This is a genomic window from Opitutia bacterium (genome assembly GCA_016217545.1).
Classification (GTDB): Bacteria; Verrucomicrobiota; Verrucomicrobiia; order Opitutales; family Opitutaceae; genus Didemnitutus.
Genome location: JACRHT010000012.1, coordinates 249,411 through 265,342, shown reverse-complemented (window position 1 = coordinate 265,342; position 15,932 = coordinate 249,411). Strand labels below are relative to the sequence as shown.

13 protein-coding genes are annotated in these 15,932 nt (G+C 65.9%); 8 read left to right on the top strand and 5 right to left on the bottom strand.

All coding sequences use genetic code 11. The annotated features are described in order from the left end of the window. The first annotated feature begins 1 nt into the window (after window position 1). The 3 genes from HZA32_08125 to HZA32_08115 all read left to right on the top strand — a co-directional run bounded on the left by HZA32_08125 (window position 2) and on the right by HZA32_08115 (window position 7,387). Window positions 2-781 carry a response regulator transcription factor gene (locus tag HZA32_08125; protein MBI5424042.1) on the top strand — a complete coding sequence of 260 codons (780 nt, stop codon included), beginning with the start codon at window positions 2-4 and terminating at the stop codon, window positions 779-781. A gap of 383 nt (window positions 782-1,164) precedes the next feature. After that, the gene (locus tag HZA32_08120; protein ID MBI5424041.1) at window positions 1,165-4,134 is read left to right on the top strand and encodes a TonB-dependent receptor; all 2,970 of its coding nucleotides are present in this window, start codon (window positions 1,165-1,167) and stop codon (window positions 4,132-4,134) included. A 403-nt stretch (window positions 4,135-4,537) separates the two neighbouring features. Next, on the top strand, window positions 4,538-7,387 hold the full coding sequence (locus HZA32_08115) for a TonB-dependent receptor (protein MBI5424040.1): 2,850 nt from the start codon (window positions 4,538-4,540) through the stop codon (window positions 7,385-7,387). A 95-nt stretch (window positions 7,388-7,482) separates the two neighbouring features. On the opposite strand, the gene HZA32_08110 is transcribed toward HZA32_08115, so the two are convergent. From HZA32_08110 to HZA32_08095, 4 genes are all read right to left on the bottom strand, one after another. Then, entirely contained in the window at window positions 7,483-8,157 is a 675-nt protein-coding gene (locus HZA32_08110) for a MarC family NAAT transporter (protein ID MBI5424039.1), read from the bottom strand. 51 nt (window positions 8,158-8,208) lie between these two features. After that, complete coding sequence (dusB, locus tag HZA32_08105; protein MBI5424038.1) at window positions 8,209-9,321, bottom strand: tRNA dihydrouridine synthase DusB; 1,113 nt, start codon at window positions 9,319-9,321, stop codon at window positions 8,209-8,211. A gap of 170 nt (window positions 9,322-9,491) precedes the next feature. After that, window positions 9,492-9,797: a hypothetical protein gene (locus HZA32_08100; GenBank protein MBI5424037.1), complete on the bottom strand. Its 306-nt coding sequence runs from the start codon at window positions 9,795-9,797 to the stop codon at window positions 9,492-9,494. Between the two features lie 194 nt (window positions 9,798-9,991). Then, window positions 9,992-11,149, bottom strand: coding sequence for a putative C-S lyase (locus HZA32_08095; protein ID MBI5424036.1), 1,158 nt, complete (start codon window positions 11,147-11,149; stop codon window positions 9,992-9,994). A gap of 108 nt (window positions 11,150-11,257) precedes the next feature. On the opposite strand from HZA32_08095, the gene HZA32_08090 reads away from it, so the two are divergent. The 4 genes from HZA32_08090 to HZA32_08075 all read left to right on the top strand — a co-directional run bounded on the left by HZA32_08090 (window position 11,258) and on the right by HZA32_08075 (window position 13,553). After that, window positions 11,258-11,725: a GNAT family N-acetyltransferase gene (locus tag HZA32_08090; GenBank protein ID MBI5424035.1), complete on the top strand. Its 468-nt coding sequence runs from the start codon at window positions 11,258-11,260 to the stop codon at window positions 11,723-11,725. Between the two features lie 170 nt (window positions 11,726-11,895). After that, window positions 11,896-12,327 (top strand): Hsp20/alpha crystallin family protein, encoded by a 432-nt coding sequence (locus HZA32_08085; protein ID MBI5424034.1) that lies wholly within the window; start codon window positions 11,896-11,898, stop codon window positions 12,325-12,327. A 29-nt stretch (window positions 12,328-12,356) separates the two neighbouring features. Then, window positions 12,357-12,770, top strand: coding sequence for an Hsp20/alpha crystallin family protein (locus HZA32_08080; GenBank protein ID MBI5424033.1), 414 nt, complete (start codon window positions 12,357-12,359; stop codon window positions 12,768-12,770). Between the two features lie 36 nt (window positions 12,771-12,806). After that, on the top strand, window positions 12,807-13,553 hold the full coding sequence (locus tag HZA32_08075; protein MBI5424032.1) for a hypothetical protein: 747 nt from the start codon (window positions 12,807-12,809) through the stop codon (window positions 13,551-13,553). Here HZA32_08075 and HZA32_08070 read toward each other — a convergent pair whose 3' ends face one another. Next, on the bottom strand, window positions 13,554-14,489 hold the full coding sequence (locus HZA32_08070) for a TerC family protein (GenBank protein ID MBI5424031.1): 936 nt from the start codon (window positions 14,487-14,489) through the stop codon (window positions 13,554-13,556). Window positions 14,490-14,633: 144 nt separating this feature from the next. Here HZA32_08070 and HZA32_08065 point away from each other — a divergent pair, with 144 nt between their 5' ends. Then, window positions 14,634-15,896, top strand: coding sequence for a mechanosensitive ion channel family protein (locus HZA32_08065; protein ID MBI5424030.1), 1,263 nt, complete (start codon window positions 14,634-14,636; stop codon window positions 15,894-15,896). Window positions 15,897-15,932 lie beyond the last annotated feature (36 nt).

Sequence of the window (15,932 nt, the reverse complement as noted above, 5' to 3'; positions counted from 1 at the left end):
CATGAACAAGATCAGAACCCTCGTGGTCGACGATGAAACCATCGCACGACGCACCGTGCGCGATCTTCTCGCCCTCGACCCGGAAATCGAAGTGGTTGGCGAAGCCAGCGACGGCGAACTCGCGCTCCAGCAGATCGAACTCCTTCGCCCCGCGCTTGTGTTCCTCGACGTGCACATGCCGATCATGTCCGGCTTCGAGGCGCTGCAGCGGCTCAAGCCCGCCGAGCGCCCCGAGGTGGTTTTCGTCACCGCCTACGACGAGCACGCGATCAGCGCCTTCGATCTCTACGCCGTGGACTACGTCGTGAAGCCCTTCTCCGACTCGCGCTTCGCGCAGGCGCTCGAGCGCGCCAAACGCCGCCTGCAGGGCGACCTCCTGCAATCCGCCCAACGCGCCGTCGCCACGCTGCTCGATCATTTCGACCAAGCCATGACGCGCGCCCGATCGCCGGCCGCCAAGGACGCCATGTTTGTGCTCAAGGTCGACGGCGAGCACCACTTTGTCGCCCACCACGACATCCGCTGGATCGAGGCGCAGGGCGACTACATCCTCGTGCACACCACGCAGCGCAAGCTGCTCTCCCGCATGACGCTCGTCCACGCCCTCGCGCAGCTGTCCTCCGACCAGTTCGTCCGCATCCATAAATCCTGCATCGTCAACCTCAGCTTCGTCCGGCGCCTGTGGCCGACGACCGCGTGGGGACGTCCGCTCGAACTCGACGACGGCACCAAGCTCAACATCAGCCGCAGTTACCGCGGCGCCATGGAACGCTTGCTGTAGGCCGCACCCGTCTCGCGGCGGGCGGCTGGTTGTTCGCCCGATCCGGCTAGACGTGCGTCGCCGCGCTTTTGCCGCCGCGGCTGGACTCACGTTGCTGGTGCCGCGCCCCGGCTGCCCACGCCGAGGTGCCCACCCACAGCAACCCATGCACAACACCCACACGCCCGCGCGGCGGGGACTGCGGCTCGCCTTGGCGTTGCTCGGTCTGCCCGGCCTGCTCAACCACGCCGTCCGGCTGGCCGGCGCAGGCTAGAAGCTTGGCGCGCGCGACTAGGAAGACGTCGCCGCTCCCTTGTCGCGCCCCCCCCTTTCGTCCTGCTCGCGCGATTCCGATACGCTGGCGGCCGCGCCACGCATCACACCAGACAAACCCAAGATCACCCATGATCCCTCAATCCACCAGCACCCCGCAAGCGGATCGCCCGCGCCGTTGGACCGGCGCGCTCGCCGCCCTGCTCGCCCTCCCCGGACTGCTCCTCGCTCAAAACACCTCCGGCGACGACTCAGCCGCCAAAAAAGAGGAGACCCTCAAGCTCGATAAATTCGTCGTCACCGGTTCTTTCATCCCGCAGGCCAGCTCCGAACCGGTCGGCCCCGTGGCCGTCTTCACCGAAGCCGAGATTCGCGCGACCGGCGCCTTCACGCCCATTCAAGCGCTCCGTAGTTTGCCGTCTTTCGTCGGCAATCCAGGCTCGAACGAGAACGACTCCAACGGCGGCACCGGCGCGACCGCAGTCAGCCTCCGCGGCCTCGGCAACGGCCAGACGCTCGTGCTCATCAACGGCCGCGTCACGCTCCAGTTCGCCAACATCCAGCTGCTTCCCATCGAGGCCGTTGAGCGCATCGAGGTGCTCCGCGATGGCGCGGGCGTCATCTACGGCTCCGCGGCCATCGGCGGCGCCGTGAACGTGATCCTGAAGAAGAACTACACCGGCTCGGTGCTCAACGCTACCTTCGGCGGCGCCACCCGCACGCCCGGCTCCCGTGAGACCTATCAGGTTTCCTTCGCCACCGGTGCTGCCACGGAGAAGACGAGCATCATCGCCACCGGCTCGATCTTCAAGAACCGCACCATCTACTCCTCCCAGCGCCCCAACAGCGCCGTGTCGGACAACCGCGTCCGTGGCGGCACCAACGGAGGCTCGCCCACCTTCGCCGGCGCGGTCGCGATCAACGGCGGCGGCACGCCGCGCGTGTTGCGGCCGGATTTTCCCGCCGGAGGCCTGGCCACGGCGGCGGACTTCATTCCGTTCGACACGAATACCTTCAGCTCGAACCAGCTGTTCAATTTCCGGCAATTCTCGCCCTCCGCTCCGGGCCAGTCCCGCGAATCTTTCATGGTCAACATCGAGCACGATATCATGGGCGACAAGCTGAAGCTCTTCGGCGGCTTCCTCTACTCGCGCCTGCGCACGGAGAACGGCCTCGCCCCGTCACCCTTCGCGCTCTCCGCCGATCCGGCCGGCGCCGCCGCCGGTGCCGTCACGACCTTTGGCCCTTTCAATCAAGGGATCCTCGATGCGGCGGCCGGAGACTTCTTCCGCTACCGTTCCGTCGAGCTGGGCAACCGCACCAACGAGCAGGTTTACACCGACTACCGGTGGCAGGTCGGCCTGCGCGGCGCGATTACCAGCAAGTGGTCTTGGGAAGCCGCGATGACCGTCGAGCGCGAGGACTACGTCCAGACCGACGCCGGCGTGCCGTCGCTCCCGATCCTCGACGCCGAGATCCAGGCCGGGCGCTTCAATCCCTTCGCCTCCGCCTTTTCCAAGGGCACCGCCACCATCGGCGGCACCACCTACGCTTGGGACAACGCCACGGCGCTCAAGCTCGCCGAGACCCACGCCCGTCTCTACGCGCCCGTGCGCAATCGCTTCTACGATTTCCGCGTCACCGGTTCGCTCGCGGAGCTGCCGGCGGGAGATCTCGGCATCGCCGCGGGCTACGAGGTCTACACCAACAAGAACACCAGCGACTACGACGACCTCTACGCCTCCGGTAGCGCGCTCGGCCTGAATTCCCTCACGGACAGCTACAACCAGCTCACCAGCAAGTCGGAGTTTGTCGAAGTGAAGGTTCCGATTTTCGGCGACAGCAACCGCCGCGATTGGCTCCACAGCCTCTCGCTCGGCGCCATCGCCCGCCGCGAAGATCAGGAGGCCGGCAACGGCACCAGCTTCCGCACCTACAAGAAGGTGAACCCCAGCGTGAACCTGCACTGGGCGCCAACGGCCGATTACCTCGTGCGCGCCAGCTGGAGCAAGGGCTTCCTCGCTCCCAATCCGAACTCTGCCTTCGGTTCGCCCGCCCAGAACAACCCGACGCTGGTGGACCCGCTCGGCTTCCCCTACAGCGCCCAGACGACCGTCGTCGTGCGTGCGAATCCCGACCTGCAGCCCGCCACCTCCAAGGCCTTCTCTGTCGGCCTGGTTGGCACGCCCAAGGGACTCGTGAAGAACTTCAGCTTCTCGGCGGACTTCTACGCCATCGACGTCTCCGGCATCGTGGCGAACAACGCCCGAGCCATCCTCGCAGCCAATGCCGCCGGCCAAGGGCCCGGCTTCGTGCCCGGCAATGCCGCCACCATCAACCCGAATGCGCCCTTCGCCAGCCTGATCCGCCGCAACGGTGCCGGCGGCCTCAACAGCAACGGCTCGTTCTCCTCCGCCTTCGGTATCTCGCAGCGCGGCGCCGTCCTGTCCGACTTCCTCAATATCGGCTCCCGCAAGGTCCAGGGCATGGAATACACCGCCACCTACGCCTACAACGCGCAGAACTGGGGTCGCTTTAAGTTCACCGCCGCAGCCAACCAGTTCCTCAAGTTCGACCAGAACGCCGGCCCCGGCCTCCCGACCGAGAGCTACCTCGGCAAGTTCGTCAGCACCGTCGGCGACCCGCTCTCCCCCGGCTCGATTCCGCGCTGGAAAGGCAATTTCTCCACCAACTGGCAGTGGCACAACTGGACGACCAACGTCACGTTCAACTACATCCAGTCCTACCAAGATGATCCGCTCTTCGTGCTCACCCCGAAGATGCAGGCCTTCTTCAACGCCGGAGCCAACCGCTTCACCGATCCCATCTATCAAGCCTTCCTTAGCGCGCCCGCTTCGGTCGAGCCCAAGGTCGGCGGCTACCGCCGCATCGGCTCGTTCAACACCGTGGACATGCAGACGAGCTACGCCTTCAAGAGCGACAACCTCGTGCTCAAAGGCCTGACCGTCACCCTCGGCGCCACGAACGTGTTCGACAAACTCGCCCCATTCGCCGCGGGCGCGTTCAACGACAGCTACGACACGCGCACCCACAATAACATCGGGCGCTTCGTGTATCTCCAGCTCCGCAAGGAATTCTGATCTCCTGACGGAAACCTGAACCGTTTCACGGCCCTGCCACTTTCCCGGCAGGGCCGTTTTGTTGTAGGCAGGGCAAGTCATCCCCTCGGCACCGTGGAAGCCTGAGTCCCAGCTCGATCAAGGCGAAGGGTGGCGAGCCACGCGGGTGTGTCGGCGAAGGCGCATCTGAAAAACAGCGTGGAGCAAAGCGACGAGCCGAGGCGCAAGATCCCGCTGAGAGCCGCGAAATCCCGACCGGTGCGCCCGACCGGGCGGGATCAAGTAGCGGGCTAGAAGCTCGGCGCGCGCGACTAGGAAGACGTCGCCGCTCCCTTGCCGCGCCCGTCCCTTCCGGCCTGCTCGCGCGACTCCGATGCGCCGGCGACCGCGCCGCGCATCACACCAGACAAACCTAAGATCACCCATGATCCCTCAATCCACCAGCACCTCGCATGCGGATCGCCCGCGCCGTTGGACCCGCGCGCTCGCCGCCCTGCTCGCCCTTCCCGGGCTCCTCCTCGCCCAAAACAACTCCGCCCCCGAGGAAGAAACCTTCAAGCTCGATAAATTCGTCGTCACCGGTTCCGCCATTCCCACGGCCGAGGGCGAGACCTTTTCCCCCGTCACCATCTATGCGCCAGCCGAGATGGCCCGCCTCGGTGCTGCCACCCCCATCGAAGTCGTGCGTCACCTGCCCGGCTACACCGGCTCCGTCGCCACCGAGCAGCGCACCAACGGCGGCACCGGCTCCTCCGGCGTCAATCTCCGCGGCCTCGCCGGCACCCTCACTCTCCTCGACGGCAAAAAGACGCAGAGCTACCAGAACTTCAATCTCATCCCCCAGATCGCCATCAAGCGCATCGAGGTCGTGAAGGACGGTGCCGGCTCCATCTACGGTTCCGACGCCCTCTCCGGTGTGTTCAACGTCATGCTCACCGACCGCTACGAGGGCGCCAAAGCCGACTTCTACTACGGCAACACGACCGACAAGGACGCCGGCGTCATTCGTGCCAGCGCCATCGCCGGCTACACGCTCGGCAAGACCAACGTCGTCGTCGCCGTCGAATCCTACTCGCGCAACGCCCTCCACGGCATCGATCGCGAGCCCTCCGACCAGGCCGACCAGCGTTTCCGCGGCGGCGTCAACGGCGGCAGCCCCTCCTTCTCCGGTCGCGCCACCGCCCGTGTCGGCAGCGCCACCGCCCCCGTGCAGGACCTCGTCCTCGCCCCCGGCAAGACCATCGGCCTCAGCGCCGCCGACTTCATCCCCATGGACACGAACTCGGCCACGTCGAACCAGATGCTGAATTTCCGCCGCTTCACGCCCTCCATCCCCGAGCAGAAACGCCGCAACCTCTACGCGCGCCTCAACCAGAAGCTCTTCAACGAGCAGGTCGAATTCTACGCCTACCTGCTCTACGCCCACGACGAGTTCCTCAACGGTCTCGCGCCCTCGCCCATGCCCACCGGCGGCTCCGCCGGCACCGCGCTGCGCACCGCCGCCCGCCTCAGCCCGCACATCCCGGTCGGCTTCTTCATCGCGGACAACGCCACCTCGCCCGGCGCGCTCACCAACGGCACCGTGCCCTTCCGCACCATCACCCTCGGACCCAGACTCCAGACCAACATCCGCGACTCCTACGAAGCCCACGGCGGCTTCAACGGCCACTTCGGCCAGGATTGGAACTGGAGCCTCAACTACATCTACGACGCCTTCGCCCGCGATGTTGACCAGAGCGGCGCCCCCAGCCGCGCCGCCCTCGTGCAGCGCATCCTCAGCGGTGCCTACAACCCCTGGGCGCTCGACGACGTCGCCGGAGTCGGTCCGACCGGAGTCGCCTTCGACAACCGCAAGGCCCTCGCCGAATCCGCCGCCAAAGGCCGCACCGATATCAACAGCCAGAATCGCGGCTTCGATTTCTCCGCCAACGGCTCCGCCTTTTCCCTCCCCAGCGGCGACGTGAAACTCGGCTTCGGCGCCGACTACTATCGCGTGGACCTCGCCAACCTTCCCGAGCCCATCTTCTTCACCGGCGACCTGCTCGGCCTGAACGGCTCCAACCCCTCCATCTCCCGCGCCTACGGCACCGGCGCCTTCGCCGCGCTGCACGTTCCCATCGTGGGCGAGCACCAGAAAATCCCCCTCGTGCGCTCGCTCAAGCTCCAGCTCGAAGGCCGCTACGACTACCAGACCGTCGAGGGCTTCCAGAACGGCACCACCGGCGCCCAGATCGGCCGCAGCTTCACCGCGCACAATCCCAAGCTCGGCCTCCAATGGCAGCCCACCGACGAGTTGCTCGTTCGCGGCACCTGGGGCACCGGCTTCCGCCTGCCGAGTCTCAGCCAGCTCTTCGGCGCGCCCGGCACTTCGTTCCCCTCGCTCGTCGATCCTCTCGGCTTCGCCATCCCGAACCAGACGCAGATCACCACCGGCGGCAACGCCCAGCTCTCCCCCGAGGAATCCACCACCTACTCCGCCGGCTTCGTCTGGTCGCCGAAGAAGATCCACGGCCTCAGCGTGACCGTCGACTACTACTACGGCACCATCAACGGCCTCGTCGGCGAGGGCTCGCAGTTCATCCTCAACGTCAATGCCGCCGGCCAGGGCTCCGGCTTCGTCCGCGGCAACGCCGCCACGATCAACCCGAACGCGCCCTTCGCCAACCTCATCGTGCGCGATCCCGTCACCGGCAGCGTCACCACCATCAACTCCACCCAGTTCAACATCTCTGCGCGCGAGACCACCGGCGTGGAGTGGGCCGTCACCTACGTCTGGCCCCGCGGCGATTGGGGCAAGTTCACCACCAAAGCCGAATGGAACACCGCGCTCACCTGGACGCTCACGCCCAATCCGGGCGCTCCGAAGCAGAGCTTCCTCGGCACCTTCATCGACGTCCAACAGAACGCCATCTCCCCCGGCTCCATCCCGCGCCACAAAGGCTACTTCTCGCTGCTCTGGGAAAAAGGCTCCTGGGCCGCGGTCGTCACGGCCAACCACATCAGCAAACTCCAGGACAACCCCGCCTTCACTCAGGGCAACGCCATCCGCTACATCGAGCCTTGGACCACCCTCGACGTCCAGGTGCAGCACGATTTCACCGGTGGCGCTGGTTGGAGAAAGTGGCTGGCCGATACCACGCTCCGCCTCGGCGCCGCCAACGTCACCGACGAGTCCGCGCCCTTCGCCGCGGGCGCCTTCAACGACAGCTATGACGTCACGACGCACAGCAACCGCGGCCGCTTCGTCTACGCCCAGCTCACAAAAAAATTCTGACCGCCGGCGCGCCTTGCGCCTCCTCCTCCTTCAAGCCCCGGCCGCACGCCGGGGCTTTTCTTTTGCGCACCGCGCGCGTCGTTCGCCGGCGCGCTTCAGTGCGACAGCGTATGCTTGATCCCGCGCAACACTTCCGGATCCGTCGCGATGCCAAGGATGCCGTTCACCACGAATTGCACGCCGATGCACATGATCAGGAAACCCATGATCTTCGTCATCGCGTTCACGCCGACGACGCCGATGAACGTCACGATCTTGCCCGAAAGCCGCAGCGTCACCCACGTGATGAACGCCACCACACCGATGCCGGCGATGATCGCCACGTAGTCGATCGGATGCGTCGCGAGCGACGTGAACCCGAGCGTCACCGCGATCGAGCCCGGGCCCGCGAGCATGGGCATCGCCAGTGGCGAGAAGGACACGTCCATTTTCTTGCGGGCGGCTTCCCGCTCCTCCTTCTCGTCGTCGGTCGTGCGGTGCGTCGCCAGCATGTTCATGCCGATGCCGGTCAGCATGATCCCGCCCGCGATGCGCAGGCCCGGGATCGAGATGCCGAAGAAATTCATGATGAACGTGCCACCCACGAGGAAGCTCACGAGGATGCCCACCATGTAGAGGCAGCCCTTGAACGCCTGCTCGCGGCGCCGTTGCTCCGTGTCGCCTTCGGTGATCGCGAGGAATGTCGGCGCCGCCGCCAGCGGATTGATCAGCGGCAGCAGGCCGACGACGGTGCCGAGGAAGATGCCCCAAAGATGGATGAGGTTGGACATGCGGGAAGCGGACGGAGGTTGCGGTCGGGCGCGGCGTGACGCGAGCCTGCATCACCAGGTGTCCACCGGACCCTTGGGCACGGGAATCGATTCGCGGCGCGTGACGGCCGGATCGTCCTCCTCGCGCATGAACGACGCCACCATCGGGTCGGGTTGGAAGCGCGGGAGCAATTCGCCGCGCTCGTCGCAGAACTGCGCGCGCCACTTCTCGTAGCGCGCCAGAATCTCGTCGAACTCCGCGCGCGTGCGCAGGCCCACGACGGATTTCTTGAACTCCTTCGCCGGACCGAGCCGCTTCGCATACCACGCCGCCGGCTTGCGAAACAGCCGGCAGCCCAACTCCTCGCCGAAGACCTCACACGCCAGCTCGAGGTGTCGTCGCATCACCTGCACGCGCTCGGCGTAACTCGCCTCCGGTGGCATCGCGCCGGTGCGGATGAAGTCGAGCGTGTGCCGGAAAATCCACGGATTGTAGAACGCGCCGCGACCGATGCTCACGCCCGCGCAGCCGGTTTCGTCGAACATCTTCTTCGCGGCGTCGGGCGTCGTGACGTCGCCGTTGCCGATCACCGGAACTGTCTTCACCGCCTGCACCACGCTGCGGATGCCCGCGAGGTTGACCGTGCCGGAAAACCCCTGCGCCCGCGTGCGGCCGTGCACGAAGATCGCGGCGACGCCCACGTCCTCGAGCGCGCGCGCGAGGTCGGGCGCGGTGAGATTGTTCTCGTCCCAGCCGAGCCGCATCTTGGCGGTGATCGGAATTTTCACCGCCTCGACCATGCCGCGGACCAGCGCTTGGGTTTTCTTGAGTTCGGTCATCATCGCCGAGCCGCCGCCCACGCCCACGACCTTGCGGACGGGGCAACCCATGTTGATGTCGACGGCGGCGATGCCCATCGCCTCGACCATCGCCGCCGCGTCGCGCATCTCCTCCGGCACCGAGCCGAAGAGCTGGACGGAGAGGAGTTTCTCGGCCGGTGCAGTCTGAGCGAGCTGGAGCGCCTTGTGGTTTCGCTCGAGCAGCGAGCGGGCGTTGATCAGGTCGGTCGTGACCCAGTCGAGCCCGCCGATCTCGCGCACGACGAGCCGGAACGGCAGGTTCGTGTAACCCGCCAGCGGCGAGAGACACAGATTCGACGGAAATTCATACGGCCCGATGCGCACGCCGCGATGGTTGGCCGGTCGAGCCCGAGCGCAAATCAGAACGCCGCGCTCGCCCCCATCGCTTCCATCGCCACCACCTCGGATTCGAGTAACCTAATAGGTTACACGAATCCGACTTCCTGCTCTCCGTTTCCTCGGAAACTCCGCGCCCGAGTAACCTATTAGGTTACTCAGAGGGAAAGGTCGCGACCGCCGCGCTTCTCGGCCAACCAGTGGAGCAGCCGCAGCGTCAACTCCGCGTCGGGCATGCGATCTCCGCCCTTCAGAAAATTGTGCAAGCGCTGCTTCGGGACCCCGAGGTAACGTGCGAGTCGCACTTTCGCGCCGATGGGGTGCAGCTCCCGGCGGAGATGCTCTGCGAGCAAGTTCCACAACGGAGTGGCCGGCCCGGGCCGGACCGTCGAATAGGAGGCGGTGCGTCGGCGTCGGGCGTGCTTGCGCGCTTCGTCAACCAGTTGCTCGCCCAGCTCGAACATTTCGCCTCCGATATCGAGCCAGATTCTGAGTCGTGGATGATTTGGGATACTCATGAGTAACCCAATAGGTGACCCAGCGCGCGGAGGCACTGAGTCTGTGTCCTCTAAAAAGATGAGAAGGAAGTCACCTATTAGGTGACCGTGCCGGGAGGCGAAAAGGGGCGGAGCGACCGGTGCTGCGGGGGCCGAGCGTCTTAGCGTGGGGCGGCACCGACGGCGCGGGTGAGGCGGGTGAGGGCTTCGCGGAGCGTGGCGCGGGTGCAGCCGAAGTTCAGGCGGACGTGCGTGTTCGGGGCGGCGCCGAAAGGGGCGCCGTCGGAGAAGCCGAGGCCGTGTTGCTCGAAGAACGCGTGCGCGTTAGGCAGGCGCAGCGCGGAGATGTCCAGCCACGCGAGGTAGGTCGCCTCCACGTGCGTCATCGTCACGCCGGGCAACTGGCCGCTGGCGACGGTCTGCTCGATCAGGTCTCGGTTGCCGCGGAGATAGGCGAGCAATTCCTGGCGCCACGGTTCGCCATGGCGGAAGGCCGCCTCGCACGCGACGAGGCCGAGGACGTTGGCGTCGGGCACGATGCCGCTGGCGGCGCGCGTGAAGGCGGCGCGGAGCGCGGGGTCGGGGATGATCGCGAGCGAAGTGCCGAGGCCGGGCACGTTGTAAGTTTTGCTCGGCGCCATCAGCGTGATGCTGCGCGCGGCGATTTCGGGCGAGAGCGTCGCCGTGGGGATGTGCGCGACGTCGTCGAGGATCAGGTCGCAATGGATCTCGTCGGAGACGAGCGTGAGATTGTGCCGCACGCAAAAGTCGGCGAGTTGCGCCAGCTCCGCGCGCGTGAAGGTGCGGCCGACGGGGTTGTGCGGGCTGCAGAGGAAGAACGCGCGGCTGCGCGGTGTGATTGCCCGCTCGAGCGCGGCGAAGTCCATTTCCCAGCGCGCGCCGTTCTTCGTCATCGGCACGGCCACGGTGCGTCGGCGCTGGTTGGCCGGCGAACTCATGAACGGCGGATAGACCGGCGTGGTGCAGAGGATTTCGTCGCCTTCTTCACCGAGCGTGCGAGCGGCGACGTTCAGGCCGGTGACGAGGCCGGGCAACCAGACGAGCCACGCCGGGTCGACCTGCCAGCCGTAGCGGCGCGCGCAATAGGCGACCGTCGCCTCCGCGAGCGCGGGCAACGGCTTTGCGTAACCGAGCACGCCGTGCGCGACGCGTGCGTGCAGCGCATCGACGACGACCGGCGGCGCGGCGAAGTCCATATCTGCGACCCAGAGCGGCAGGATGTCCTTGCCGGCGTATTTTTGCCATTTCTGGCTGTCGCTGCGGGCGCGGTCGATCGGAGTGTCGAAGTCGAAGCTCATCGGAAAATCGCAGGGTGAGGCAGGCGGTGCGGCGCTGGCCACGGGAAAATTGACGGCGTGTCACAACGTGCGTGCACTGTGCCGGTGACGTTGCCGCCCACCTTTTCGATTCGACGCGCCGTGCCAGCCGAGGTCGGCGAGTTGACCGAACTGTGTCGCGCGGCGAAGGCGCACTGGGGCTATCCTCCCGAGTGGATCGAGGCGTGGGCGGATTCGTTGCGGATCACATCGGGGACGCTGGCGCGCGAAGAGGTTTTCGTCGCGGTGCGCGTGGAGGACGCCGTGCGCGTCGGCTTTTTCAGCCTGCGGCGGGACGGCGATCTTTGGTGGCTGGAGCATTTTTGGATCGCGCCGGCCCACATGGGACAGGGCAGCGGGCGCGAGTTGTTTCGCGCCGCGGTGGCTATCGCGCGCAAACTTGGCGTTCGGCGGCTGGAGATTAAATCCGACCCGAACGCGGAAGGCTTTTATCTCCGCATGGGCGCGCGCCGGGTGGGGGAGGAGCGCTATCTCCTCCTTGGAAAACACCCGCGCGAACTGCCGCTGTTGGTGTTCGATGTGATGGCGGCGGGGTAAGCGCGACGGAGTTGCGCAGGTGGGGCGTCACAGGGTGGGGCGGAATTTCCCAATGGATTTCGCGCGCGGAAAACAAGTGGCGGCGCGGTCGCGATTTGCGCGCGGCGAAGGGGCGGCACGTGGGATGCACTGCGGTGGCACAACCCAGTTTTAAAAGGAGAACCACCACCATGTATCGCATCGTTCGTTATGCCCATCCCCGCGCGACCCTCTTTCGTGGGTCCGCGTTTCAGAATCCCTGGACCGGTCTGGAGTCGGAAATCGATCGTCTCTTCGCGACCGCTCTGGCGGACGCCGCGACGCCGGCGGCGCCGCGCTTCGCGGTCGATCTCTACGAGGACAAGGACAACACCTACGTCCGCGCGGAGCTCCCGGGCGTGAAGCGCGAGGATATCGCCGTCGAGATGATCGAGGACTACCTGACGATCAACGCCACGCGCAAGGAGGGCGAGCAGTCGTTCAACTTCAGCCGCTCGATCTCGATCCCCGAGAGCGTGCAGGCCGACAAGGTCAGCGCCGCGCTCGAGAACGGCGTGCTCACCGTCACGCTCCCGAAGCAGGAGCAGGCGAAGCCGCGCAAGATCGCCATCAACGTCAACTGATCACCTTTCAGCACGGAGAAAAACCCACCATGACTCTCTTCAATCAAATCGTTCCGCGTCTCTCGCGCGCTCTCGCGCGCCGCGAGGCAAACGACAGCACCGCCAGCTCCGAATCGGAATTCACCCTGAAGCCCGTCTACGAGCTGAAGGAGACCGACGAGGCGTGGGGCCTGACGGTGCAGCTCCCCGGCGTCGCGAAGGACGGCCTCGAGCTGTCGGCCGAGGACGGCGTGCTCAGCATCCACGGCCGCCGCGCCTGGCAGAAGCCGGAAGGCTGGACGCAGCTCTATCGCGAAACGGTCGACGCGCCCTACGCGCTGTCGTTCGAGCACGACAACTCGGTCGACGTGGACAAGATCCACGCGGAGCTGAAGGACGGCGTGCTCCGCGTCTCGCTGCCGAAGGCCGAGGCCGTGAAGCCGCGCAAGATCGCGGTGAACTGAACCACCTTTTAGGGGTAACGCTCGGCACGTGCGTGTGTGCGCGTCCGAGTTGCCGCCGGAGTCCGCTTAGCGGGCCCGGCGGCTTTATTTTTCGGGGGAGAGAGGAACGGGTTCGCGCTCGCGCGGCGGGAGGCGCGGGGATTTGCTGCCGGCATGGAAGCGCTCGTGATCGTCGTTCTCGGCCTTGGCGTAATGGCGGGTTTCATCATGCTGAGCATTCGCGCGCACCGGCAGGGACTGGCGAATCTCGCTGCGCTCGCCGATCGCATCGGTCTGCAGGTGGTGCGGGGCAAGCGCGTGCTCGGCTGGGAGCAGCACCGGCTCGAGGGCCGCCTGCAAGGTCGACAGGTGCGCGTCTGGACCTACACCACCGGCACAGGCAAGAGCCGGAAGCAATGGATCGCCGCGGGCGTCGCGACACCGGCTGCGAGCGACGTGGTGTTCGAGCTCCGCGCGCAGGGCGTGCTGACGAAGCTCAGCGAGCTGTTCGGTGCGAAGGAAATCCGGATCGGCGAGCCGCGCTTCGATGCCGAGTGGTTCATCGTGACGAACCGGCCGGTCGAATTCGCGGCCGCGTTGCTGCCGGAAATCCAACTGAAGCTCAACGCCGCGCGCGCGGCCGGAGCACATGGCGTGTTTGCCCGGAAAGACGGCTGGGTTACCTTCGTGGAGCCGGGTTCGTTTTCGCGCTCGATGGCGGTCGCCCATCTGGAATCGGCGCTGCCGGTCCTGATCGACTTGGCCGACGTGGCGGACGTTTGCGCGGCCCGGACGCCGCGCTGATCAGTCCTCCTTGCGCGCCTGCGGGATGAGCACCGAGGCGAGGATCGAGGCGGCCAGCACGGTGCCGATGATGCCGAGCGAGAGTTGGATCGAGACGTCGACGTAGTGCGACGCGAGCATCTTCAGGCCGACGAAGACGAGGATGACCGCGAGGCCGATGTTCAGGTAGCGGAAGAGCTGCATCACGCCTGACACCGCGAAATAGAGCGAGCGCAGGCCAAGGATCGCGAAGATGTTCGACGTGAAAACGATGAACTCATTGCGCGTGATCGCGATGACCGCGGGGATCGAATCGAGCGCGAACATCACGTCGGTCGTCTCGACCACGAGCAGCACGAGAAACATCGGCGTGGCGTAGCGCCGGTGGTTGATGCGCGCGAAGAAGTGACCCTCGTGGTAGTTCGGCGTGACGGGCAGGAAGCGCCGCGCGAGTTTCACGGCGGGATTTTTCTCGGGCTCGAGCCCCTCCTCGTTCTTGGGCATCGCCAGCTTGACGCCCGTGTAGACGAGGAACGCGCCGAAGACGTAGATGACCCAGTGGAAGGCGTTGATCAGGCTGATGCCGGCGAAGATGAACAGCGCGCGCATGATCACGGCGCCGAGGATGCCCCAGAAGAGCACGCGATGCTGGTAGCGCGGCTCGACCTTGAAGTATTGGAAAATGACGATGAAGACGAAGACGTTGTCGACGCTCAGGCACAGCTCGACGATGTAGCCGGTCAGGAACTCCAGCCCCTCTTTCCGGCCGAGACCGTTGCCGAGGGTGCCGGTCGCGATCAGGCCGTAGAAACCCATCGCGAGCGCGAACCACACGACGCACCACACAAGCGCCTCCTTGAGCGTGACCTCGTGGCTCTTGCGGTTGAACACGCCGAGATCCAGCGCGAGCATCGCGGCAACAAAGCCGAGAAAGCCGGTCCAGGCCCACCAAGGCATCGAATCGAAAAGCGCGAGCGGCAGTGACATTGGGCCGCAAAGTGTGGGACAGACCCCCGGCTCGGCAAGCGGCGAAACATGCCGCGCGCGCCCGGGCTTCCGCTTTGACAAGAGCCGGCGCGGGGCTTTCTAGGGAACCCCACCATGAATTTCTCCCGCAAACTTCTCGCTGGCCTCGCTCCGTTCGCCGCGCCCGTGCTGGCGCTCGCCCAAGCCGCCGCCAACCCCGACGCCGCGCAAAAGACCGCGGCCGCCGCGACGACCGCTGTCGTCGTCGCCCCCGCCGAGCGTGCCCCCGATCTCCTCGAACATCTCGTCGACGTGATTCTGCACGCGCTCCATGTGCCGAGCGACGGATCCAACACGCTCACGCACTACGGCATCGCGGCGGCGTTCCTCGTTTGCGGCGTGCTCCTCCGCCACGTCGTCACGAACATCATCTTCCACTACCTGAAGAAGCTGGCCTCGAAGACCGAGACGACGCTCGACGACAAACTCTTCCCGGCCATGGAGCAGCCGACGGCGACGTTCGTCATGCTGCTCGGCATTTTCGCTTCGTTGAAGGTGCTGAAGCTCTCCGAGAACACCGACCACTACATCGCGATGGGGTCGACGATCGCGTTCTCCGCCGCGATCTTCTGGGGCCTCTATCGCGCCTTCGACGCCGTGCTGGAGCACGCGCATGAAGTCGCGCGCGAAAAGCAGATGGGCGTCGCGGCGTTCATGCCGTGGATCAAGAAATTCCTGATCACGATCTTCGTGCTGATCGGCATCCTCGTGACGATCCAGAGCCTCGGCTACGACGTGAAGGCTGCTCTCGGCGCCCTCGGCATCGGTGGCTTGGCCTTCGCCCTCGCCGCGCAGGACACCATCGCCAACATCTTCGGCTCCGTCGTCGTCGCGACCGATCAACCGTTCCGCATTGGCGAAACGGTCACCGTCGGCGCGCACACCGGCACGGTCGAGGACATCGGCCTGCGTTCGACGAAGATCCGCAAGGTCGACCGCTCGCTCGTCACCGTCCCGAACCGCACCGTCGCGAACGAATCCATCGTCAACCTCTCGCGCTTCACCGCCCGCCGCGTCGAGCAGATCATCGGCGTCGCCTACGAAGCGCACCCGGAGCAGCTCGAGGGCGTCGTCGCCGACATCCGCCGCCTCATCGAGAGTGACCCGGCGGTCAACGCACCCGATACGCACGTCTACTTCCGCGACTACGGCGCGTCATCGCTCGACGTCTGGATCGTCTACGTGATCAAGGACGCTGACTTCGCGAAACACATGCAGGTGCGCCAGCGAATCAACTTCGGCATCATGCGCGTCGTCGAGGCGCGCGGTCTCTCCTTTGCGTTCCCGACGCAGACCGTGCACGTCGCCTCGCTGCCCATCCCGTCGGTCAAAGCCTGACGCCTGCGCAACGTTCGCGCCCCGACGCGCGTTGCG

What these genes read in the sequence shown, in the direction of transcription:
- HZA32_08125 (MBI5424042.1), top strand. Translation starts at nt 2, where the DNA reads ATGAACAAGATCAGAACCCTCGTGGTCGACGATGAAACCATCGCACGA.
- HZA32_08120 (MBI5424041.1), top strand. Translation starts at nt 1,165, where the DNA reads ATGATCCCTCAATCCACCAGCACCCCGCAAGCGGATCGCCCGCGCCGT.
- HZA32_08115 (MBI5424040.1), top strand. Translation starts at nt 4,538, where the DNA reads ATGATCCCTCAATCCACCAGCACCTCGCATGCGGATCGCCCGCGCCGT.
- HZA32_08110 (MBI5424039.1), bottom strand. Translation starts at nt 8,157, where the DNA reads ATGTCCAACCTCATCCATCTTTGGGGCATCTTCCTCGGCACCGTCGTC.
- HZA32_08100 (MBI5424037.1), bottom strand. Translation starts at nt 9,797, where the DNA reads ATGTTCGAGCTGGGCGAGCAACTGGTTGACGAAGCGCGCAAGCACGCC.
- HZA32_08095 (MBI5424036.1), bottom strand. Translation starts at nt 11,149, where the DNA reads ATGAGCTTCGACTTCGACACTCCGATCGACCGCGCCCGCAGCGACAGC.
- HZA32_08085 (MBI5424034.1), top strand. Translation starts at nt 11,896, where the DNA reads ATGTATCGCATCGTTCGTTATGCCCATCCCCGCGCGACCCTCTTTCGT.
- HZA32_08080 (MBI5424033.1), top strand. Translation starts at nt 12,357, where the DNA reads ATGACTCTCTTCAATCAAATCGTTCCGCGTCTCTCGCGCGCTCTCGCG.
- HZA32_08070 (MBI5424031.1), bottom strand. Translation starts at nt 14,489, where the DNA reads ATGCCTTGGTGGGCCTGGACCGGCTTTCTCGGCTTTGTTGCCGCGATG.
- HZA32_08065 (MBI5424030.1), top strand. Translation starts at nt 14,634, where the DNA reads ATGAATTTCTCCCGCAAACTTCTCGCTGGCCTCGCTCCGTTCGCCGCG.